The sequence below is a fragment of the Roseivirga sp. BDSF3-8 genome (assembly GCF_041449215.1).
In the GTDB taxonomy this organism is placed as follows: domain Bacteria; phylum Bacteroidota; class Bacteroidia; order Cytophagales; family Cyclobacteriaceae; genus JBGNFV01.
On record NZ_JBGNFV010000001.1, the window covers coordinates 3756316 to 3777652 of the forward strand.

General features: G+C 45.6%; 20 protein-coding genes and 1 pseudogene. 8 read left to right on the forward strand and 13 right to left on the reverse strand.

The window, feature by feature from the left end; genetic code table 11:
• The first annotated feature begins 388 nt into the window (after positions 1 to 388).
• Complete coding sequence (gene lysS / locus AB9P05_RS15915; protein ID WP_371909819.1) at positions 389 to 2125, forward strand: lysine--tRNA ligase; 1737 nt, start codon at positions 389 to 391, stop codon at positions 2123 to 2125.
• Positions 2126 to 2245: 120 nt separating this feature from the next.
• Here lysS and AB9P05_RS15920 read toward each other — a convergent pair whose 3' ends face one another.
• Positions 2246 to 3571, reverse strand: coding sequence for an ABC1 kinase family protein (locus AB9P05_RS15920; RefSeq protein ID WP_371909820.1), 1326 nt, complete (start codon positions 3569 to 3571; stop codon positions 2246 to 2248).
• Between the two features lie 29 nt (positions 3572 to 3600).
• Positions 3601 to 4227, reverse strand: coding sequence for a TetR family transcriptional regulator C-terminal domain-containing protein (locus AB9P05_RS15925; RefSeq protein ID WP_371909821.1), 627 nt, complete (start codon positions 4225 to 4227; stop codon positions 3601 to 3603).
• 227 nt (positions 4228 to 4454) lie between these two features.
• On the opposite strand from AB9P05_RS15925, the gene AB9P05_RS15930 reads away from it, so the two are divergent.
• The 3 genes from AB9P05_RS15930 to AB9P05_RS15940 all read left to right on the forward strand — a co-directional run bounded on the left by AB9P05_RS15930 (position 4455) and on the right by AB9P05_RS15940 (position 7141).
• Entirely contained in the window at positions 4455 to 5138 is a 684-nt protein-coding gene (locus AB9P05_RS15930; protein WP_371909822.1) for a nitroreductase family protein, read from the forward strand.
• An 81-nt stretch (positions 5139 to 5219) separates the two neighbouring features.
• A complete protein-coding gene (locus AB9P05_RS15935; RefSeq protein ID WP_371909823.1) occupies positions 5220 to 5492 on the forward strand; it encodes a hypothetical protein in 273 nt (90 codons plus the stop codon).
• A gap of 125 nt (positions 5493 to 5617) precedes the next feature.
• A complete protein-coding gene (locus tag AB9P05_RS15940) occupies positions 5618 to 7141 on the forward strand; it encodes an IS1182 family transposase (protein WP_371911333.1) in 1524 nt (507 codons plus the stop codon).
• A gap of 119 nt (positions 7142 to 7260) precedes the next feature.
• On the opposite strand, the gene ctlX is transcribed toward AB9P05_RS15940, so the two are convergent.
• The 4 genes from ctlX to AB9P05_RS15960 form a co-directional block, all read right to left on the reverse strand.
• On the reverse strand, positions 7261 to 8208 hold the full coding sequence (ctlX, locus tag AB9P05_RS15945) for a citrulline utilization hydrolase CtlX (RefSeq protein ID WP_371909824.1): 948 nt from the start codon (positions 8206 to 8208) through the stop codon (positions 7261 to 7263).
• The gene (gene hisIE / locus AB9P05_RS15950; RefSeq protein WP_371909825.1) at positions 8205 to 8801 is read right to left on the reverse strand and encodes a bifunctional phosphoribosyl-AMP cyclohydrolase/phosphoribosyl-ATP diphosphatase HisIE; all 597 of its coding nucleotides are present in this window, start codon (positions 8799 to 8801) and stop codon (positions 8205 to 8207) included. The genes ctlX and hisIE overlap by 4 nt, the downstream gene beginning before the upstream one ends.
• Before the next feature lie 96 nt (positions 8802 to 8897).
• Positions 8898 to 9326, reverse strand: a complete 429-nt coding sequence (locus AB9P05_RS15955; RefSeq protein WP_371909826.1) for a hypothetical protein — start codon at positions 9324 to 9326, stop codon at positions 8898 to 8900.
• A gap of 104 nt (positions 9327 to 9430) precedes the next feature.
• A complete protein-coding gene (locus AB9P05_RS15960; RefSeq protein WP_371909827.1) occupies positions 9431 to 10195 on the reverse strand; it encodes a PAS domain-containing protein in 765 nt (254 codons plus the stop codon).
• Between the two features lie 168 nt (positions 10196 to 10363).
• Between AB9P05_RS15960 and AB9P05_RS15965 the strand changes: the two genes are divergently transcribed.
• From AB9P05_RS15965 to AB9P05_RS15975, 3 genes and pseudogenes are all read left to right on the forward strand, one after another.
• Entirely contained in the window at positions 10364 to 10936 is a 573-nt protein-coding gene (locus AB9P05_RS15965) for a DUF4142 domain-containing protein (RefSeq protein ID WP_371909828.1), read from the forward strand.
• Positions 10937 to 11141: 205 nt separating this feature from the next.
• A pseudogene (locus AB9P05_RS15970) lies at positions 11142 to 11369 on the forward strand (HD domain-containing protein); the annotation flags it as partial.
• A gap of 24 nt (positions 11370 to 11393) precedes the next feature.
• Complete coding sequence (locus tag AB9P05_RS15975) at positions 11394 to 11561, forward strand: hypothetical protein (protein ID WP_371909829.1); 168 nt, start codon at positions 11394 to 11396, stop codon at positions 11559 to 11561.
• On the opposite strand, the gene AB9P05_RS15980 is transcribed toward AB9P05_RS15975, so the two are convergent.
• From AB9P05_RS15980 to AB9P05_RS16010, 7 genes are all read right to left on the reverse strand, one after another.
• Positions 11558 to 12733, reverse strand: coding sequence for an App1 family protein (locus tag AB9P05_RS15980; RefSeq protein WP_371909830.1), 1176 nt, complete (start codon positions 12731 to 12733; stop codon positions 11558 to 11560). The genes AB9P05_RS15975 and AB9P05_RS15980 overlap by 4 nt on opposite strands.
• Before the next feature lie 121 nt (positions 12734 to 12854).
• Positions 12855 to 13622 (reverse strand): LVIVD repeat-containing protein, encoded by a 768-nt coding sequence (locus AB9P05_RS15985; RefSeq protein ID WP_371909831.1) that lies wholly within the window; start codon positions 13620 to 13622, stop codon positions 12855 to 12857.
• Positions 13619 to 14164, reverse strand: a complete 546-nt coding sequence (locus tag AB9P05_RS15990) for a hypothetical protein (RefSeq protein WP_371909832.1) — start codon at positions 14162 to 14164, stop codon at positions 13619 to 13621. The genes AB9P05_RS15985 and AB9P05_RS15990 overlap by 4 nt, the downstream gene beginning before the upstream one ends.
• Positions 14165 to 14240: 76 nt before the next feature.
• A complete protein-coding gene (locus AB9P05_RS15995; protein WP_371909833.1) occupies positions 14241 to 15086 on the reverse strand; it encodes a transglutaminase-like domain-containing protein in 846 nt (281 codons plus the stop codon).
• Between the two features lie 18 nt (positions 15087 to 15104).
• Positions 15105 to 16733 carry an acyl-CoA carboxylase subunit beta gene (locus AB9P05_RS16000; protein ID WP_371909834.1) on the reverse strand — a complete coding sequence of 543 codons (1629 nt, stop codon included), beginning with the start codon at positions 16731 to 16733 and terminating at the stop codon, positions 15105 to 15107.
• Positions 16734 to 16856: 123 nt separating this feature from the next.
• Positions 16857 to 17795, reverse strand: coding sequence for an MlaD family protein (locus AB9P05_RS16005; protein WP_371909835.1), 939 nt, complete (start codon positions 17793 to 17795; stop codon positions 16857 to 16859).
• 10 nt (positions 17796 to 17805) lie between these two features.
• Positions 17806 to 18543 carry an N-acetylmuramoyl-L-alanine amidase gene (locus tag AB9P05_RS16010; RefSeq protein WP_371911363.1) on the reverse strand — a complete coding sequence of 246 codons (738 nt, stop codon included), beginning with the start codon at positions 18541 to 18543 and terminating at the stop codon, positions 17806 to 17808.
• Between the two features lie 124 nt (positions 18544 to 18667).
• Between AB9P05_RS16010 and AB9P05_RS16015 the strand changes: the two genes are divergently transcribed.
• Positions 18668 to 21331, forward strand: a complete 2664-nt coding sequence (locus tag AB9P05_RS16015; RefSeq protein ID WP_371909836.1) for a putative LPS assembly protein LptD — start codon at positions 18668 to 18670, stop codon at positions 21329 to 21331.
• Positions 21332 to 21337 lie beyond the last annotated feature (6 nt).

The window sequence follows — 21337 nt, forward strand, 5'->3', positions numbered from 1 at the left end:
AATGTCGTAGTACTTAATTCCTATAATTGATACGAAGATAGAGAAAAAAGTAACCTCTAAAGGAAGTTTATTACGTAATTTTTTCAGGGAAATATGTGTACATAAATTAATTCAGTCATTTAAAATAGTAGAAAAATGATATAAAACATATCGTAAAATGTTGTAAAATGCTGCTTTATAGTGAATAATGATATGTGTGTTTTGTAAATAGTGAAAAATAGAGGGGGTGTATAAAATTACGATTATGGTAAAATATTACACGAGAAAAATTTATGCCCCTCCTGTCAGTGGTTAACTTTCGGCATCGTGAAAACCAAGGTCCGGTGGTCAGGTTTCATCAATACATTTTTTATAAGTAGTTTTACGGCCGAAAAACGATAGGTTAGACATGCAACTCAGTGAGCAGGAAATTTTACGGAGAGAAAAAAGGGAAGATCTGGTAAAAGCCGGTCATAACCCTTATCCGTCGGAGACATTCGAAGTGAATGTGACCACCAGTGATATCCACGAAAACTACGAAAGACGAAAGACAGACTATAAGGACATCTCTATCGCAGGTCGTCTGATGAGTCGCCGGATAATGGGGAGCGCCTCATTTGCTGAAATACAGGATGCTTCAGGCCGTATTCAGATTTATGTGAGACGGGATGATATTTGCCCTGATGAGGATAAGACACTTTACAATACGGTCTTCAAAAAACTCGTGGACATAGGAGATATCGTAGGTATTAAGGGCTACGTGTTTACTACCCAAACCGGCGAGCTGTCTATTTATGTAACTGATTTTAAGGTGCTAAGCAAAAGCCTTAAACCTCTCCCTATCGTAAAGGAGGCTACAGATGAAGCTGGTAATAAGAAAACGTATGATGCTTTTACAGATCCTGAGCAGCGCTATCGCCAGCGGTATGTGGATCTAATTGTTAACCCCGAGGTTAAGGAAACTTTTATAAAGCGTACGAGGCTGGTAAACAGTATCCGCCACTTCCTTACGGAACATGGTTATCTGGAGGTAGAAACCCCTATTCTTCAGCCACTTTATGGTGGTGCAGCAGCCCGGCCGTTTAAAACCCATCATAATACGCTGGATATGACCTTGTATCTGCGTATAGCAAATGAACTGTACCTGAAGCGTCTGATTGTAGGCGGCTTTGACGGGGTTTTTGAGTTTGCGAAGGACTTCCGTAATGAGGGGATGTCACGCTTTCACAATCCTGAATTTACCCAGGTAGAGCTTTATGTAGCTTATAAAGACTACAACTGGATGATGGATCTTGTGGAAGAAATGGTGGAAAAGGTGGCCATGGACCTGCACGGTACAACCCAGGTACAAGTAGGAGAGCACACGATCAACTTCCAGAGACCATGGAAGCGCTATACTATGTTTGAAGCGATCGAACACTTTACGGGTGTGGACATCTCCGAAATGGATGAGGCTGAGCTGCGTAAAACAGCAGGAGAGCTAAATGTGGAAGTGGATGAAAGCATGGGGAAAGGTAAGCTCATAGATGAAATCTTCGGGGAGAAGTGTGAGGGTAACCTGATACAGCCTACATTCATCACAGATTACCCTGTGGAGATGTCACCGCTGGCAAAACGCCACCGGGATAAAGAAGGGCTTGTGGAGCGTTTTGAGGCGATTTGTAATGGCAAAGAGATCTGTAATGCATTCTCTGAACTTAATGATCCTATTGACCAGAGAAAACGTTTTGAAGAGCAACTGGAACTTGGTAAGCGTGGTGATGATGAAGCCATGGTGCTGGATGAGGACTTTCTGCGGTCGCTCGAATACGGCATGCCCCCAACTGCGGGACTTGGTATCGGCATCGATCGCCTGTCTATGATCATGACCAATTCCAATTCTATCCAGGATGTGCTCTTTTTCCCACAAATGAAGCCGGAAAAAAAGGTACAATATGCCAGTGAGCAGGATTACCTGGATCAGGGAGTACGCGAAGAGCTGATTCCTATCCTTCAGAAATTAGGTATTCTTACTATAGAGCAGCTTAAAAACAGCGCAGCTTCAAAACTTCACAATGATGTATGCGGTATGCGTAAAAAGATGAAACTGAAGGAAGTGAAAAATCCCAGCCTGGAGGAAGTAGAGGGCTGGCTTTCTGAAGAATAAAGACCGGAGTAAAATAGAAATAAGTAAGCCGCACCGTAAAGGGTGCGGCTTTTTTTGACCTTAATACCCTAAAATATCTCGCAAATCAGGGATAAATATCTTCCTGCTTCAACTACTTTTTTAGGCAGGTGTCGCTTCTAACCACTCCGGTTTGGTAGTGGTAATGTTTGCCTTCAGATCATTAAGTATATTATACAAGCCAAAGTAGGTGCGGTTAATATACAATCCGTGGCGTGATCCTCTGGCATTTTTGTTCTTACGAACTTCTTGCATATTGCTGATGCGCTCACCTAACTCGAAGATCTGCTTAAAATAAGCATCGTCGCTAAAGTCAAATGTATCCGAATGGAATGGCTTTCCTAGCAGGCCTATCATCTCTTTAAATATAGAAGTAAAGATTTTCCTATCTTCCGGGGTGTCTTCGGGAACAAGAAATTCCAGCTCTTCAAATATTTTATTGATATCATCGGTTCCTCCTTCGCTCAGCATGTCCTTACTAATGAGGGCAAAATAGCGGTCATAGAAGAATTCAGGGATTACTTTGATACAGCCGAAGTCAATTATTCCCAGGGTACCATCCTCACGCATCAGGAAATTGCCCGGGTGAGGGTCAGCATGTACCTTACGCAAGTTGTGAATCTGATGATGATAGAAGTCCCAAAGTGCCTGGCCGATGCTGTTTCTTACCTCCTGACTTGGGTTAGTTTGTAAGAATTCTTTTAGGTGCATACCTTCCAGCCAGTCCATGGTAATCACTCGCTCACTGCTCAGGTCCTGGTAATATTTGGGGAAAAAGAGGCTTTCTATGTGCCCGCAAGCTTCGCTGATCTCTATAGAACGACGAAGTTCAAGCTCATAATCAGTTTCTTCCAGTAGTTTCTCTTCTACTTCCTCCATATACCGGTCAAGTTCCTTTTCATTTATGTTAAGCAACCTTAACGCAAAAGGTCTTACCAGTTTTAGGTCAGACTTAACACTGTCACCCACCCCCGGATACTGAATTTTTACGGCTAGCGTTTTACCATCCATGGTGGCCTGATGTACCTGGCCCATAGAGGCAGCATTTACCGCGTTTTTGGTAAACGTATCAAATAATTTGGTAGGGGAGTCGCCGAAGTATTTTTGAAATGTCTTAACCACTAGTGGATAAGAAAGGGGTGGTGCACTGTACTGAGCCATTTGAAAGCGCTGCTGATATGCACCAGGCAGCAGGTTTTTATCCATGGCCATCATCTGAGCTACCTTTAGGGCGCTACCTTTGAGTTCACTCAGTGAGTCGTAGATGTCTTCAGCATTATCAGAATCCAATTCTTCACGACCGTGTTCAGGGTTAAACGCCTTCTTAGTATAATATTTTAAATAGTTACCGCCTACTTTGGCTCCGGTTCGCACAAACCTGGCGGCCCGCTGAACCTTTCCGGTCGGTATTCTGGATTGTTCTTTCATCCTGTACGTTCAATTAGGCAGAAATGATTCTACCGGTTTTGAAAAATAAATTTGGCAAAATCCACAAGGCTGTCCACGGGTGATTTGCCCATTAGGTCAAAGGACAAATTGACAGCTTTTTCTATAGCTGCATCCGTTTTTTCAAATCCCTGACTATCATCTTTGACCCAGAAGTTGAGCACAAAAAGCAACTGCAACCAGAGTCCGTCATCGTATCGGTTACCTATCAATGGCCTGTCTACAACTTCTTCCGTTTCTTTTCCTTCGTTAAGTAATTCATTGGCAAAATGGACAAAGTGCTCACGGAATGGCTTGAGGTATGAAGGAGTGAGCTCAGGCCGCTTTACTTCATTTACGGTCTGGAGCACATAACTTCTGTTTTCCTTAAGCACTTCTATCCAGGTATAGTAGAAGGCCAGTAACTTCTCGCGCACACTATACTCCATGAATACCTCTTCGCTGTGCAGTCTCTCCATTGTGTTTGAAAAGAAGCCAAGCCAGATATCTTTCTTTATGGCGGTGAATGAGTTGTAAAAGTTATAGAACTCAGACTCTTTTAAACCGAGGTCCTTAGCAAACACAAATACTGAGGGTGGCTCGTAACCATGCTCCAATACGTAGGCCATGTAGGCTTCTTTTATATTGTCAGCTGTCATTTGCGGTCTTTTTCGTGTTTTACGCTGAGTTTGCTTTGGTTTTGTATCTTCTGCCATGATGATTTAACACAGTTGATGGATGAAAGGTTGTTTAATTTATATAAAAAATCATTAAACAAAATGTTTTTTATCGCCAGCCTGTCAATTCAGGGTTTTAGGGTGCAGTCTCTTTCAGAAGCAGCTTATAGTCTTTAAATTTCATGCTGTCACACCAAAAGCTTTTTGCCATGTCCGACACACACTCTTCTTCTGAAAATAATTACATTCCTTATGAAAAGGATACGTATTCTGCGGATGAAATGATACAGCGCAGCAGGTCATTTTATGAGTGGCTCAATAAGCGCCGCACGGTAAGAGATTTTTCTGATAAGCCGGTCCCGAGGGAGGTGATGGAAAACATCGTGATGGCGGCATCTACTGCTCCAAGCGGGGCCAATAAGCAGCCCTGGACTTTTTGCCTGGTGCAGGACCCGGGGGTGAAAAAGCAGATAAGGGATGCCGCCGAAAAGGAGGAGTATGAAAACTACCACGGACGCATGAGTGATCGCTGGCTCAAAGACCTGGAGAAGTTTGGAACCGATTGGCATAAGCCTTTTCTGGAGCATGCCCCCTGGCTCATAATTGTGTGCAAAAAGGCTTATGAACCAGGTGAAGGTGGGGAGAAAGTAAATAATTACTATGTGAATGAATCGGTAGGACTGGCGGCGGGAATGTTATTGGCCGCTATTCATCATGCAGGTCTGGTTTCGTTAACGCATACGCCAAGCCCTATGAACTTTCTGACTAAAATACTGAACAGGCCGGAGAATGAAAGGCCGTTTCTCCTTATCCCCGTAGGCTATCCTGCGGAGGGTGCTAAGGTGCCGGCCATAGCACGTAAAACACTGGAGGAAATATCGTCTGTATACTGATTCAGGAAACAAAGAAGCGTCAGTCGGGTTTGACTATCAGGGTATTACCCTAAATTTTTTAACCTGAAAATATTCTTATACATGGCTGAAACCAAAAAGACGACCGATCATAACGAAATAAAGAAATGGGCTGAAGAACATGATGCCAAGCCGGTAAAGGTAAAGCAAACTGACTCTGATATGGGGGAGGGGCTTGTCCGACTGGCTATCGAAGGGTACAGTAAAGGAGATAGCGACCTGGAGGTAATAGGCTGGAGTGAGTTCTTCCACATTTTTGAAGAAAACGAACTGGCAATGATCTATGAAGAAGGTGATAAAGAGAACTTCTTCAAGCTTGTAAATAGGGATAACTAATCCGGAGATTCCGGATAGGTGGAGGCTGTCTCAAAAGGCAGCCTCTTTTTTTTGGAGTTGGCCATAAAAAAAGCGAGGGCATTACTACCCCCGCTTTCCAAGATGTGATATCTTGAGTTGTGTCAATAAGCGAAAAGATAGTTTTTAAAGACTACAACCCCAAGCAAATTATGCTTTTACCTCCGAGCCTGGAGGAGTTAATAGAGGCAGACCATCCAGTTCGGGTGGTCAACGAAGTGGTCGATCGTCTTGATATTGCCCCTCTATTGACTGGTTATAAGCCTGGCGGTACATCAGTATATCATCCAAGGATGCTGCTTAAAATATTGATTTACGGGTATATGAGTAATATCTACTCTACCCGCAAGTTGGAGGCAGCTATTGGTCAAAACGTTCACTTCATGTGGTTGGCAGGTATGAACAAGCCTGACCATAACACTATTGCCCGTTTTCGATGCGATCGGTTGAAAGATAGCCTGAAGGTGATCTTTGCTCAGATTGTAATGTTCTTAGTTGATGAGGGCCTACTGGACTTAAAGACAGTTTACACCGACGGCACCAAGATAGAAGCCCAGGCTAATCGCTACACGTTTGTGTGGGGCAGGTCTATTAAGACCAATACCGAAAAGATAAGCCAACAGCTTGAAGAGTTGTGGGACTATACCCAGCGGGTGGCAGAAGACGAGTTATATCAGGAAAAGCCTGATTTTAGCAAAATCGATGCTCGAAAGGTTAGTGATACTATTGATAGGATTGACCAGGCACTCACGGGCAAGAAGATAGCAAAAGGGAAGAGGCAGAAGCTTACCTATGCACGAAAAAACTGGCCTGGGAAGCTGGCTGAATACCAGCAGAAGCAAGCTATACTGGGACAACGAAACAGCTATTCAAAGACTGACCACGATGCAACCTTTATGATGATGAAGGAAGACCATATGCGAAATGGACAGCTCAAGCCGGGCTATAACCTTCAGATCAGCACCTCCAATCAATACTTGGTAAACTACACGATCCATCAAAATCCTACCGACACCCTAACGTTACAACCCCATCTTAAGAACTATCAGCAGTTATATAACACCCTGCCTGACACTATATGCGCTGATGCAGGATATGGTAGCGAAGAGAACTATGACTATCTGAAAGATAAAGTAGAGAAGGCCTATGTAAAGTATAATTACTTCCATAAGGAGCAAACCAGAAAATGGAAGCAAGACATATCTAAATCTCAGAACCTGCATTACAACGAAGAGCAGGATAAGATCTATTGCCCGGCAGGCCAGCCAATGGATCATATAGGAAAGCGAAAAACAAAAACTAAGTCGGGTTATGAACAAACTTATGCACAATATCAGGCCAGAAACTGCCTGGAGTGTCCATTAAGGAGCGGTTGTTTTAAAGCAAAAGGCAACCGGATAGTTGAGATCAATCATAACCTTAGAACTCACAAGCAAAAAGTGCGGGATATGCTTATGAGTGACCAGGGAATAGCTCATCGCAAGCAGCGACCGGCAGATGTAGAAACTGTGTTCGCAGCCATCAAACACAACCGGGGCTTCCGCAGATTTATGATGCGGGGAACAGAGAAAGTCGAAATAGAAGCCGGACTACTGGCTATTGCACATAACCTGCTCAAAAAGGCTTCATAGAGAGCCTGTTTTCTTCGCCAAAAGAAAACAGATCATCAATAGCATTTACAGCAGATGAGCCTGGAAAGAAAAAAGTAAAGGCTGCCTCAACACTTTTGAGACAGCCTCTTTTTATGTTTTCAGGGAGTTGCCCCCGGTTTCAAGGGCAGGTGTATGCCAGCCATCATACAGCGGGCACTGCCTCCACTGTATTTTTCTATATGATCCAGTGAAAGGGGCAGGGGGTGAGCCTGTGATTTTATTAGCTCTTGCTGTTTGCTGTCCAGGCTGGCCCAGGCAGCGGCAGACATGACCACATGCGGGCTACCCTCAGGGTCTGATACCTCCAGCATATTGCCGGCGAAGCTATTAACCTGCTTTTGGGTAAGTAAAAGAATTTCACGACCACTTGCTTCCAGGCTGGTAAGTACTTCATTTCTTTGCTTCTCCGGAATGGCTTCCAGGCACAGGGCGGCTATATTACTGCCTATCCACATCATGACATTTGTATGATAGATTAGCCTGCCACCTTCGTCACGGGCTTCGAATAGTATGCCTTTATAGCCAAGCGTCTCACAGGCTTTATAAAACACCTCTTGTTGAGTTCGTGGAGAACGACAGGCGTAGGCTATACCATGGGTGTGGTCAAATACCATACTGCCGGTGCCCTCGAGAAACCGGCTCCCCTTTTCAAACGGAGCAAAATTGACTACCTGCTTTAATTCGTAATGTGCTTCCAGGTAATCTACGATGTCCTGCCGCCGTTCTGTCCGTCGGTTTTTTGCCATCATAGGGTACAGGGCTAATGTACCATCAGGGTGGGTACTAAACCAATTATTCGGGAAAATAGCATCCGGGCAAACGGGGTCTGTCCGGTCATCGAATGAGAGCACGGTGATATCCGCTTTTTTTAAAGCGGCTACCATGTCGTCATATTCTTTTCTTGCCTGCTCGTTCATTTCCTCCTCGGCGAGACCCTCATCGGTTTGCTGGTATGTATTAGAGCCTATCGTTTGCGGGTTGGAGCCGAAGCTCCGGGGCCTGATCATGACGAGGGCGTGAGGGAGCTGAGCAGGGGTAGTATTCATTTTTGATGCCGTTCCTGTAATACAGCTATGACTTCATCCAGCGTAATTTGTTTAGCCTCCAGCAATACAAGAAAATGAAAGAGGAGATCGGCTGCTTCCCCTTTAAACAGGTCGTCGTTATTGTCTTTGGCTTCAATAACGATTTCCACGGCTTCTTCCCCTACCTTTTGAGCGATCTTATTAATTCCTTTTTGAAATAGCTGGCTGGTGTAGGACTCTTCCGGGCTGTCATGCCTGCGGGAGGCGATAATACCAGCCAGGTAATCCAGAAAGGGGGCTTTACCCTGATTAGCCTCGTTAAAGCATGTATCTGATCCGGTATGGCATACCGGGCCGGCCGGGTTTGCCATTATCAGTAGGGTGTCGTTGTCACAGTCTACTTTTATGTCCTTTACAGCCAGGAAGTTGCCAGAGGTTTCTCCTTTTGTCCATAACCTCTTCTTGGAACGGCTGAAGAAAGTCACTTTACCGCTGTCGCGGGTGGCAGCCAGTGCTTCTTTATTCATATAGCCAAGCATGAGCACCTTAAGTGTGGTAGCGTCCTGAACCACGGCTGGCACAAGGCCATCCCCTTTACTGAAATCAATAGTCATGTGTAGTGCAATTGTGGAGGGCTAAATTAGCAGAATGCCCGACGTATGCCAAAAAAAAGGATGAGGCAAAGCAGGTAGAAGGTAAGAAGAGGCTACTTATATATCTTCAAGTTGCTGCTCGGCTTTAGCTATGGCAGCTTCCATTTGTGCTTTTACTTCCTGCATCGTTTCTTTTTCATTTTGCAGAAAAGTCATCTCTTCCTCTTCACTCATTGGAGTGGAGAGTGTTTCACTATGATGGTGCATCCAGTCCATCATATTCTCATCGGCAGCCCTTAGTTCTGCAATTATGACTTCTACCTGATCCACCCGTGCAGAATTGTCATTGAGAGAGTCACTACGCAGGCTGTCAGCTACTTGTGTGAGTTGTTTTTGCAGCTTTACCAGGGTGCCCATTTTTTCCATGGCCTCGTCGTGCACCTCATTTACTTCACTAAGCAGTTGCTCACGCTGGTCAGCAGAGTTACAGCCATGCAATCCCATCGCCATCATCAGGATTGCATATATAAACAGTTTTCTTTTCATGGATTCAATGTATTTCAGCTACAACATATGCATGAGCCAGGGGTATTGCCGAATCTTTTATACGGACATTCGCTGAATGTAAGAATGGAGCGGGCTTTACAGGATCAAATAATCCTGAGAAACTGAATCACCTGCCTGCGGCCTTCATTATTATCAAGGTGATAATTACGTGAGGTTACCGTGAGCATTTCCCCGGTTTTGGTAGCCATTACCCATTCACCATCATATACGCCCTCAGAATCCAGGATCTCATCAAAAATCTCATTCCAAAGGCTTTTACGGTCTTCATTGGGAGCAAGAACAGTAAAATGCTCTCCTATGATCTCCTTATAGCGGTATCCGTAAATCTCACTGAACTTAGGGTTCACGTGGACAAAATGCCCTTTTTTATCCAACACACTGATGGCTATTTCCGAGTGCTGAACAGCATATTCATAGGCTTCATGGTTAGTCCTGAGAGACAGCTCTTTCTGCTTTTGCTCAGTGATGTCCATAATGTTGCCGAGCACGCAGGTGGTGCCTGACTCGGGAAACGTAAAGCGGGTGTTTCTGCCGGCCATGGTAATGACCTTGCGGTCACGATGGTAAAACCGATACTCTACAGGTACGAAGCCGCCATCGTTAATTGTGTTTCTGTCTTCACGCGTAAATGGGAATAGTTCCTTATCCGCAGGAAGCAGAAGCTCGTTGAAAAGAGAAGCAGGCTGGCTTTGTCCTCTGTTTTCGTATCCCAGGAGCTCGAAGAAACGGTCATTTACAAAAAGGCATTCGCCGGTTTCCATATCCAGAAGGTAAGTAACCTGGGGCAATTGCTCCAGCAATTGTCTCTGACCGGGTCCTGAAAAAATCTCTTTTGTTAAAGCTGACATACTGACGGCTTTGTATCAGGTGAAAAAATCTAATTAAGAAAGCAAAGATAGATAATTGCTCTCTGTTTTCTGATAATATGCAAAAAAATAGACACTTACCATTATTAGGCCTCCAAACAGTTCAAAACCTTACCTGTTTAGTAGAATAGTTAACATCAATTGAAAAAAATGATACGAAATACTACACATATATTGATAGCTGCTTTGGGCCTTTTTATCATGGGATGTTCTGTGCTGGGTGGCGGCAGGTCATACGATGACGCCATGGATAAAAACCAAAACCGATTTTCGGATAACAGGGAATTGCTTGATGATGCGGAGTTCCTGGTAGAAATGCAAAGCTTCGGCCTTATGCTTAAAGCTGCAGGTGACACTGCCTCAAACAGAGCTTATGCCCGTAAGGTGGCTGAGTTTGGTAAGGAGATATCTGAAAAGATGGAATTCTACCTTAAAGACCTTGATAAGGTGGCTGATGATAAAGACATTGTGCTGCCGGAAGAAATGAGTTCAGCCCACCGGAATGAGTTGGAGGACTTGCTCGATACGGACGAGGATAATTTTGATGAAGCATTTCTGACCACAATAGAGTCACAACTACAGAAAAAAAGAAGGCAAGCAGAACGAATTGCTACGGAAGGATATGACGATGATGTACGTGCCTGGACGGCAAGGCAGCTTAAAATGATGAAAGATTACGAAAATAAGGCTGATAGCATGGAGGATGAGCTCCTGACAAATTAAGGAGATAACTATATTAGTTGAGACCCTGAGCGGATAAAATAGTAAGTACATTTTACTATTTTATCCGCTCTATTATATCAAAGCTATGACATTTGAGGAAGCCGAATCTATTTTAAAAGAAATGACTGTGTCCGAGGCCTTGCTTAGGCATGCCTATACAGTATCATCAGTAATGAGGGCCTATGCTTAGAAGCTTGGTGAAGATACTGAAGAGTGGGCGGTAGCCGGCTTGCTACATGATGCCGATTACGATAAATACCCGGAACAGCACCCTGATAAGGTAGTGGGACTATTGCGTGAAAAGGGGGAGGAAAAAATTGCCCATGCCATATCCGCCCACTACACGAAGTGGGGGGTACCCTATGAATCTCTTCTGGATAAAGGATTACTTGCCTGTGATGAAATCACGGGCTTTATTATTGCCTGCGCATAGGTAAGGCCTAATGGGCTGGAGGGGATGACTTCTAAGTCGGTTAAGAAAAAGCTGAAGCAAAAAAGCTTCGCCGCCTCTGTGGAACGTGATGAAGTACAGGCTGGAATGGAAAAACTGGAGGTTGAACCTGATGATCACATCAATTTTATAATCAGTGTGCTGCAACAGCACCCTGAAGTAACGAGGCTCTAGGCTACGGTCTCCTCGCTGCTCATGATCTTCTGCAGGTCTGAAGGCTGCCCTTCTTCCATCTCCTTCTCTCCTCTGATGGCAGGAAGGTCTTCCCTGGAAATAAGGCCTTTGGCAGCCGCATCTTCGGCAGCCTCTACGGTATTCTTTACCAGGCACATGTCTACACCGTGCTTTTCCTTTAGCTCGGTACTTATTCCCTTAATATATTCATGCCTTTTAGGGCCGACTACGTCCCTTATGTAGATCTGTTTTACACGCCCGGGGTAGTCTTCCACTACGCATTTATATATTTCAGCATCCTTCTGTCCACTATCGCCTATCAATACAAACTGCAGGTCTGAGAACGTTTCCATGATCCGCTGTATCTGGATCATCTTATGGTTCTTGTGAATATCACTGATGAACTTAAATTCATCAAGTCTGGACTGGCGCAGCATGAAAGGGGCTTTTGGGATGCCTTTAACCCGGCAAAAGTCTACTAATAAATCATAAAGCTTCCATGAGCTGGAAGAAACGAAAATGATTGGGTTATAACATGTTTGGCAATCTCCCCGCTGCAATGCCCTGTAGAAAGCCGATACGCCCTCAAAAGGTAGCCGGGTATGTGCATTTTTCATGAGCATTAGCCTTAACTTGCGGTAAAGTGTAGTGGCTTTACTTACCAATATGGTGTCATCCACATCTGATATCACACCGTACTGGCTACCGCTCAGAGGCACCATGGCTTCGCCTGCTGCTTTTATATCCCCAAATTTCTTGTACTCATCATCCTCAAGTGATATTTGTACCTGAAACCACTCATTTTGATGCTCAGGCAGGCCTTTCCATGTAAAATCGGCCCGGAAATAGCCTTCTTCATTAGCGTTTACGATTTTTTCCTGATCAAAAAAGTTGACTTTGAGGGTGCAATAAGGAATCTCATTACTGGTGTATCGCTTATACATGGCTTTCATATTAGCCCATACACCATCGGATTGGTCTGGCTTACTCAGTCCTTTATCTTCCACCACGCGCCCGCGAATGTGCATTTCATTCAGGTTTCCGAAGCCACGAAATGGTAGAATTCGAGGAGGCCGGAGCAGGCCTGTTTTCTTCTTCAGATAAAATTTCTGGTTTTGGAGCCAGTTTGCCGACCGGCTCATCAGACGCAGTATTTTGCGGGTATTATGCACAGTGTTTTTATTTAGAAATAGATGGCGGGGGTAAATTGTTATCCACAGCCCGATAAGATGAACCCGCCGGAGGTTTTTCCCCCGACGGGTTCGTGCATCTACCCAAAAATCCTGTACCGCCCTAGCGGAATATTGGCAGGCTGCTCAGCTCCTCTATGTTTCCATCAGGGGTATACTCATATTGAGTGAGGTGCTCATTACCTACTACTATGGCGAGGCCCCGGTGGGGGATAACATCATACGTGTGGCCGAGATTGTATTGATGCGTCTGCCTGATATTATAGGGATCGGCCACATCGAATACCTTCATGCCAGAAAACCCATCGCATAAAAAGAGTTGGTTGCCGTCGACACCCAGCCCGTGAGGGTTATCCATCTGGTAAGAGCCAATCTGCTTTATGTCCTGCATATCAGAAATATTAAGAATATGCAGCTCATTTACCCCCCAGCAGGCTGTGCCGTTGCGTAAGGTGACATAAGCGATGGTATCCTGGACCACTACCGGATCACAGGAGCGGACATGCTCGTATCTGTTGATAAATGAAGGGGCCTTTGGATCCGAGATATCATAGATAAGCATGCCGGTAGTAGTGCCAATGAAGAGATGCCCGCGATAGGGGAAGAGTGTCTCTGCACCAAACTCCAGGGACTGGCTACCGGTGTAGGAGATATTTTCAGGATTACTTATATCAAAGTAGGTAAGCTTATTCGGGGTGAGCACGTACAGCTCATCTCCTGCAAGTGAAAAGCGGGCCATAGAGCCTCCGCGATTTACCCCGCCGGAGTCCATTGTAGGGCTACCGGGGGCAATACTCTCGCTTGAATCGCTCTCACAGGCACTAAACAGGCAGGTGCCGGTAATCATCAGAAGTAAAAGACCCTTTCTCATTCGTCTATTCTTTTAAAGCCTACAAGTACCTGGTTATCCTGATTTGTAAATGAGTAGTAGAATCCGTCAGGGTCGGTCATGCCTACTTCGATGTATACGTTGGGTACCCTTTCTACTACACGTATGTTGTTTACATCCGAGATATCCAGGGAAAGGAGGTCAGGGCCGCTATCCACAAAAAGGCGATTGCCCTTTAAGGCCATATCTACATTGCCGGGGATACTTATAAATGCTATGATGACAGGAGATGCCGGATTGGTATTGTCGATGACATGTATTCCCTGATAGCGTTCCCCTACCAGAAGGAGGTTGTTGTATCGCCAAATCTTACCCAGGGCGCTAAGCTGACGCGGGGCTTCGCTGCCGACTGCGCCTTCAAACTCGTCACGATCCATGTAGATGGGATCATAATTATGGTAAGGTTCGCCTACATCAATAAAGGGTGGGGTATCGTCGTCTTCGATGTAAAAACAACCCATAAGCAGGAGGCCGGAATACATGGCCAACATTGCTATAAAACCCCTGGTGAGGATTCTGTTCATTCTTGAAAGAGGTTTAGTATTTGTGATGATTAAGACACAGCCTCTCTCGGATAGGTTGGAATGATTCTAAATAATATCAGAATCCTTCCCGCCCATCAGACGCGACACGCAGCAATTGTTTAACCTCATCGGCCTTATGATGGTCGCCAAGGTTTTCAAAGCTAACCACCAGGTTTCGTAAAACCCTGAGCACTATATCCAGCGAGGTACAAGGTTGGTAGAATATATCATCGGGTACCTGATTCAGGTGATTCAGGTAATTATCAATATCTGCACGGCTGAATATGAGGCCTTTGTTAAAGGCATTAATGTAGAATTGGACTTCTTCGGATTTGTATGTGAGTATAAAAAGGTTGGGTAGGTTGACCCCATAGAGGGGCATCTTAAGTTTGCGGCCTACGAGCATATACAGTACGCACAGGCTTATAGGGTTGCCACGGCGGCTTTCCAGCACAATATTGAGCATGCTATTGCCAGGGGCATGAAAGTTTTTCGTATTGGCGCTGAAACGGAGTTTGTTAAAAAGTACGCTGTTCAGCTTTTTGACCTGGTCGAAGGGGTGAGCGTCGCCTTTAAATTCAAGCCAGGCTTCGTAATAGATTTGTTCCAGATCCTTACGGAGCTTATCGAGCTCCAAGTCCGGGTACTGGTAGGTGGCAAGCAGGTACATGCCTTCCAGCAGGTCCTGCTCACCCTCTTTCCATTTTGCAAGCTTATTCATCAGTCCTTCAAACTGAAGGTGATGGATAAGGTCTTCTATACGTTTCTGGACGAGCGGGTCCATTGAGTTCTCCCACTGGCCCTCCAAAAAAGGAATGACCTCTTCTCCTAATGAAATAATTTTATTTTCCACCTGGCCAAGGATATCGCTGTCCTGCTCATCGAGCAACGACACCAGGGCCTTCAATTCCCGCTCTTCCATGTGTTATTTTATCAAATATCAGGTTTGGATCACCCCTACATTAAAGGGTTTTTCAATAGGAGCGTGATCTGCTGCCTCAATACCCATGCTGATCACCTTACGGGTTTCCAGCGGGTCTATTATACCATCCACCCAGAGTCTGGCGGCGGCATAGTAAGGGCTAAGCTGCTCGTTATACCGATCAGAGATCTCTTTGAGCATTGCTTCCTCGTCTTCCTTGCTAATTTCCTGCCCTTTGGCTTTTGCCGTGGCTACTTTTATCTGTAATAAGGTTTTGGCAGCACTGGCACCACTCATAACTGCAAGCTGCGCGGTGGGCCATGCATAAATCAGGCGTGGATCATATGCTTTACCACACATGGCATAATTACCGGCTCCGTAGCTGTTACCCACGATAATAGTAAACTTGGGCACAACCGAATTGGCCATGGCATTTACCATTTTTGCTCCGTCTTTGATAATGCCACCATGCTCGGCACGGCTACCTACCATGAATCCGCTCACGTCCTGAAGGAATACGAGAGGGATTTTGCGCTGGTTACAGTTCATTATAAAGCGCGCAGCCTTATCTGCAGAGTCAGAGTAGATTACGCCACCCATTTGCATTTCGCCCTTTTTGCTCTTCACCACCTTGCGCTGGTTAGCCACAATGCCCACGGCCCACCCATCAATGCGGGCGGTACCGCAAATAATGGTCTGACCGTACAAGTCCTTGTAGGGCTCAAATTCAGAGTTGTCTACCAGCCTTGCAATCAGGTCGTGCATATCGTACGGCTTAACCCTGTCGGCGGGCATAATGCCGTAAAGTTCTTCCTGGCTCTCTTTGGGAGCGGCAGGTTCTGCCCGGTCAAAGCCGGCCTTATCGTAAGAGCCTATTTTATCGAAGATGTTACGGATGGCATCGAGGGCTTCCTGGTCATTCTCAAATTTGTTATCCGTAACGCCAGATATCTCACAGTGGGTGGTGGCTCCTCCCAGGGTTTCATTGTCGATATCCTCACCCACAGCGGCCTTTACGAGGTATGAACCGGCAAGGAATATAGATCCGGTTTTGTCCACGATCATGGCTTCATCCGACATGATGGGAAGGTAGGCACCGCCGGCCACACAGCTACCCATGATGGCGGCTATCTGCACGATACCCATGCTGGACATCTTTGCGTTGTTGCGGAACTGGCGGCCAAAATGTTCTTTATCGGGGAATATCTCATCCTGCATGGGAAGAAACACACCGGCACTGTCTACTAAATAGACAATAGGCAGCCTGTTTTCCATGGCTACTTCCTGGGCGCGCAGGTTCTTTTTAGCTGTGATGGGAAACCATGCACCAGCCTTCACGGTAGCATCATTGGCCACGATCACACACTGGCGACCCTTTATGTAGCCAATTCCGGTAACTACGCCGCCGCCGGGGGCACCTCCGTATTCTTTGTACATACCTTCACCGGCCAGCGCTCCGATTTCCAGGAACTCGCTGCCTTCGTCTGTCAGGTAATCAATACGTTCACGAGCTGTGAGCTTACCTTTTTTGTGCTGAGATTCGATCTTTTTTTCACCACCGCCCAGGTATACCTTTTTCAGGTGGGACTTCAGCCGGAAGACGGCTTGTTTCATTTCGTCTTCGTTGCGGTTGAATTCAATATTCATCAGGAAAAGGGTTTATGATTGAGTGCGCATCAAAAAACAAGCCTGCACATTGCCGACCCGAACGATACCGGATGACGACTGTACAGGCTTATTATTTTAAAGAAGTGAATTAATCTTCTTTACCTATTCGTCGCGCTTGTCGTTCTTACGCCCAAAGATAGAAAAATGTACGTAACGGCCGGGGTTTTGACGCAGGTCAATCAGTAATTTGTCGAGGTCCTCGGCGGTACTGTTCAGGTTGGTGTAAAGTGAGTCATCGTGGAGCAGGCGACCCATTGTGCCTTCCTGGTTTTCAAGTTGAACAAGGATTTTGTTCAGGTTGTCGATGGTCTGCTGAGTCTTTTCAGACAGTTCCTTCATTTGCAGGTTCTGTACACTGTCGGCAATACCATTTACGCTAGTCAGCAATGGTCTAATGCCTGTTTCTTCATCGGTAAGTGCAGCAGTGATTTCGCTCATGTCATTGCTCACCTGGCGTAAACTGCGGCGATTTTCACGCAGGGTATACTTAAGCTCCTTAGCTACAGAATCCATTTCACTGATGGCACTCCCCATACTGGAGCGGTTATCGGCCAGCTCACTTACAATGAGGTTGATTTTATACAGCGTGCTGTCAATATTTTCGATAACAGGGGTCGCTTTTTCGCGGATCATCTCCGGCAGGCCTTTTTCCACCAGGGAGGTGAGGGTATCACCGTCCTCGGCCAGGGAGTTAAGGCTGCCAACGTGCAGCAGCAGTGCCTTACTGCCGAGCAGGTCACTGTTGTGGAGTGCTACTTCGGCATTATCACCGAGCAAAATCTCGCCGTCTACATCAAACTCCACCAGCACTCGGTTGCTGTCTTCCTGCAAGATAGAGATAGTGGTCACACGGCCCACTGGCATACCTGACAGCAGTACAGGGTTTGAAGGTGTAAGACCATCAATGTCATCGTAGACGACATAAAATGTATTCTGGCTACTAAAAAAATCGATCCCCTGCAGAAATTTAAATCCTACATAAAGCACTGTACAGGCGATTACCGCCAGCAGTCCTACTTTAGCCTCTTTGGTCAGTTTCACTATAATGAATTTAGTTCATCGATTCGATCTCTTCCTTATAATCACGGAAGGCTCTGAAAATTCCGGATGCCAGATACGTTTGTCCTTTTTCGCTGTTCAGGTATTTCTCCTCTTCATCGTTGCTCATAAATCCGAGCTCGATCAAAACGCTAGGCATGGATGTTTTATAAAGCACAATAAAGCCAGCTTGTTTTACTCCGCGGCTTTTTCTTCCCACACGATTTTTAAACTGGGATTCCACATTTCTCGCCATCATCAGGCTACTTTCAAGGTATGCACTCTGATAGAGGCTGAAAAGAATGTGAGAATCGGGTGAGTTGGGATCAAATCCCTCGTATTTTTCTTCGTAATTATCCTCCAGCAATATAACAGAGTTCTCCCTTTTTGCCACATCCAGGTTTGCCTGTGATACGTGAGTACCCATTACATAGGTTTCACTACCATAGGGACTTGAGGTACTATGCGCATTTGCATGGATGGAGATGAAAAGATCTGCATCATTTTTGTTAGCAATTCCTGCGCGGTCTATAAGTTCCACAAAGCGGTCGTCTTTTCTGGTATAGATGACTTCTACATCATCAAGATATTTTTCAATATATCCGCCTACTTTTAACGCAATGGAGAGAGCTACATCCTTTTCTTTAGATATTTTCCCCAGCTTACCAGGGTCCTTACCTCCGTGTCCTGCGTCGATTACCACCTTCCGGAGCTTATACTGTCTCAAGTCCAGAGAGCTAAAGGAACACATCACCAAAAAGAGGGAAATGCATGAGATGGAAATAATATTCTTCGCCACCTTTCGCTTGTTAGGTCTTAAAACAATAACTTTACCACGCAAAATTGAAAATTTTTCCGTAAAACCGAAAAAGCGGGTGCGTAAATCCAGAAGTCTCATAAGCTTCATAGTGTTCATGTTTTCCGGGCTGTCCGTTTTGGCTCAGACCGAAGGAGAAAGAAAAATCTCCTCTGAGCCTATAAACGAGAACGAGCCTGATTCTGTGGTTATTACACAATCCGACGTAGTTGATATAGGTAATGTATCGCAGGATACAGCCACAAGCCAGCCAGAGGGTGATATACGAACTACTATCAAGTATTCTGCCAAAGATTCAACAAATATGGATCTGCTGGGCCAAAAAGTTTACCTCTATGGTGATGCTAAGATCACCTATGGTACTATAGAGCTACAGGCTGACCAGATTGTTATTGATTATCTCACTAATTCTGTAACTGCCGAGGGCCGGGAAGACAGTACGGGCACGATGGTGGGTCTGCCTATTTTTAAGGAAGGCGAAGAGGTGTTTGAGGCCAGGCAGATGAAATATAACTTCAAAACCCGAAAAGCCTTTATTTCGGGGGTGGCAAAGGAGCAGGATGAGGGCTATCTTTTTGGCGAATCGGTAAAAAAGGACGAAGAAGATAATCTTTATATACAGGGAGGTAAATTTTGCCCCTGTGACGATCCGGATGCCTCTACTTATATCCGCAGTAAACGCATTAAACTGATACCGAATGATAAGGTGGTGACAGGCCCCTTTATTATGTACATAGGTGATGTACCTACTCCCTTACTTTTTCCTTTTGGCATGTTTCCTATGCCGGATAAGCGGGCCTCGGGCATAGTGGTGCCTACCTACGGGGAGGAACGACGCCGGGGTTTTTTCCTGAGAAATGGGGGCTACTACTTCGCAATCAGTGACTACGTAGATCTGGCCCTTACCGGGGAGATATACTCTAAAGGTTCCCAGGGTCTGAATGTGCGAAGCACTTATCGTAAGCGCTATAAGTACAACGGTAACTTAAACCTGCAGTACAATAAACAGCGGGTGGGGCAGAATGAGGAGGACTCGGTAATACAGAAGGACTTCTGGATACGATGGAGCCACCAGCCACAAAGCCGCGGAACCAGCCGTTTTTCGGCTTCGGTAAATGCGGGTACTTCAAGCTTTAACAATAATAACCCTACGCGGGACCTAAGCCAGAATATCCGGCAGACCTTTAACTCAAGTGTACAATACAGTAAGTCATTTGTAGGTACCCCCTTCAATATGTCGGTGAGTGCGCGGCATGATCAGAATATTGCTACCGGTGAGGTAAACCTGCAACTACCGGAACTGGCGGTTAATATGAACCGTCTTTATCCTTTTAAGGGGGTAGCGGGTGACATAAGCTGGCTGGAGAAGCTGAATATCGCGTATACGATGAATGCGACAAACCGCATTACTAATGAACTTCCGGGCCTTACAAATGCGGAAGGAAGGGACAGTATCGCTCCTTTTAATTTCGCCACTTTGCCTGAACTTCTTGAAAATGCACGGAATGGCTTCAGGCATACCATTCCGGTAAGCACTTCTCTGCAACTCTTCAAGTATTTTACGGTAAACCCTAATTTTAACTATGAAGAGATCTGGTACCTGCGACAACTGGATTATAGTGATTACACGGCGGAGCGCGGAACGATAGTCATAGATACGCTGAACCAGTTTAGCCGGGCTTATAGCTTTAGCACCGGTGCCAGCCTGAATACCAGGGTGTACGGGACATTTTACCTGAAAAATAAGCGCCTCCAAGCTGTGAGGCATATCATGATACCCAGCCTATCTTATAGCTACCGGCCTGATTTTTCAGACCCCCGGTATGGGTTCTACCAGGAGGTGGTGGTGGACTCTATGGGGACCACGGACCTGCTTAGCCGTTACAATGGATTTGTTTATGGCACACCTGGCCGGGGAGTAAGTAATAGTCTGTCTTTTTCTGTTAGTAATAATATTGAGGGTAAGCTGCTGGCTAAGAATGATACTACAGGGAAGCCGACCAAGATTACACTGATAGATAACCTGGGTATGAGTGCCTCATACAACTTTGCCGCTGAGCAGTTTAAACTTTCTACCATAAACCTGACGGCACGCACCCGGATATTTAACAATAAGCTGGATATAAACCTGACGGGAACCCTGGACCCGTATGTGTACCGCCTAGATTCTGCCTATATTAATCGCTCCGGTGACCGGGTGGTACAGCAAACCCGCCTGGATCGCTATTCATGGAACTACGGACGCGGTTTCGGGCAGTTTAGCCGGGTGAACCTGGCGCTGGGCACGAGCCTGAACCCCAAGGCACGGGAAAATGAACAGGAGCTTGACGACATAGAGCGGGAGAACCCTAATATGCCTACCTCGGCATTGAGAGCGGAATATGTGGACTTTTCTATCCCCTGGAACCTGCGGCTGCAGTATTCGCTGTCGTATGCCAAGATAGGCTTCCAGGAAAGCGATATTATTTCTTCGGTCACTTTCAATGGTAGTCTGAATATCACCGATAAGTGGAAGATGACGTTCAACTCTGGTTATGACTTTAAGCGAAAAGAATTTACGCTAACCAATCTGGCGATTAACCGGGACCTGAACTGCTGGCAGATGCGTTTTAACTGGACGCCATTTGGTCGTTTTCAGTCTTATTCCCTCACTGTCAATATTAAATCTTCGATACTACAGGACCTGAAACTTAACAGGAACAGAAGTTTCTGGGATCAGTAATTAATT

What these genes read in the sequence shown, in the direction of transcription:
- AB9P05_RS16000 (WP_371909834.1), bottom strand. Translation starts at nt 16,733, where the DNA reads ATGAATATTGAATTCAACCGCAACGAAGACGAAATGAAACAAGCCGTC.
- AB9P05_RS15975 (WP_371909829.1), top strand. Translation starts at nt 11,394, where the DNA reads ATGACTTCTAAGTCGGTTAAGAAAAAGCTGAAGCAAAAAAGCTTCGCC.
- AB9P05_RS16010 (WP_371911363.1), bottom strand. Translation starts at nt 18,543, where the DNA reads ATGTGTTCCTTTAGCTCTCTGGACTTGAGACAGTATAAGCTCCGGAAG.
- AB9P05_RS15985 (WP_371909831.1), bottom strand. Translation starts at nt 13,622, where the DNA reads ATGAGAAAGGGTCTTTTACTTCTGATGATTACCGGCACCTGCCTGTTT.
- AB9P05_RS15960 (WP_371909827.1), bottom strand. Translation starts at nt 10,195, where the DNA reads ATGTCAGCTTTAACAAAAGAGATTTTTTCAGGACCCGGTCAGAGACAA.
- AB9P05_RS15930 (WP_371909822.1), top strand. Translation starts at nt 4,455, where the DNA reads ATGTCCGACACACACTCTTCTTCTGAAAATAATTACATTCCTTATGAA.
- AB9P05_RS15920 (WP_371909820.1), bottom strand. Translation starts at nt 3,571, where the DNA reads ATGAAAGAACAATCCAGAATACCGACCGGAAAGGTTCAGCGGGCCGCC.
- hisIE (WP_371909825.1), bottom strand. Translation starts at nt 8,801, where the DNA reads ATGACTATTGATTTCAGTAAAGGGGATGGCCTTGTGCCAGCCGTGGTT.
- lysS (WP_371909819.1), top strand. Translation starts at nt 389, where the DNA reads ATGCAACTCAGTGAGCAGGAAATTTTACGGAGAGAAAAAAGGGAAGAT.
- ctlX (WP_371909824.1), bottom strand. Translation starts at nt 8,208, where the DNA reads ATGAATACTACCCCTGCTCAGCTCCCTCACGCCCTCGTCATGATCAGG.
- AB9P05_RS15990 (WP_371909832.1), bottom strand. Translation starts at nt 14,164, where the DNA reads ATGAACAGAATCCTCACCAGGGGTTTTATAGCAATGTTGGCCATGTAT.
- AB9P05_RS15925 (WP_371909821.1), bottom strand. Translation starts at nt 4,227, where the DNA reads ATGACAGCTGACAATATAAAAGAAGCCTACATGGCCTACGTATTGGAG.
- AB9P05_RS15955 (WP_371909826.1), bottom strand. Translation starts at nt 9,326, where the DNA reads ATGAAAAGAAAACTGTTTATATATGCAATCCTGATGATGGCGATGGGA.
- AB9P05_RS15995 (WP_371909833.1), bottom strand. Translation starts at nt 15,086, where the DNA reads ATGGAAGAGCGGGAATTGAAGGCCCTGGTGTCGTTGCTCGATGAGCAG.
- AB9P05_RS15965 (WP_371909828.1), top strand. Translation starts at nt 10,364, where the DNA reads ATGATACGAAATACTACACATATATTGATAGCTGCTTTGGGCCTTTTT.
- AB9P05_RS15935 (WP_371909823.1), top strand. Translation starts at nt 5,220, where the DNA reads ATGGCTGAAACCAAAAAGACGACCGATCATAACGAAATAAAGAAATGG.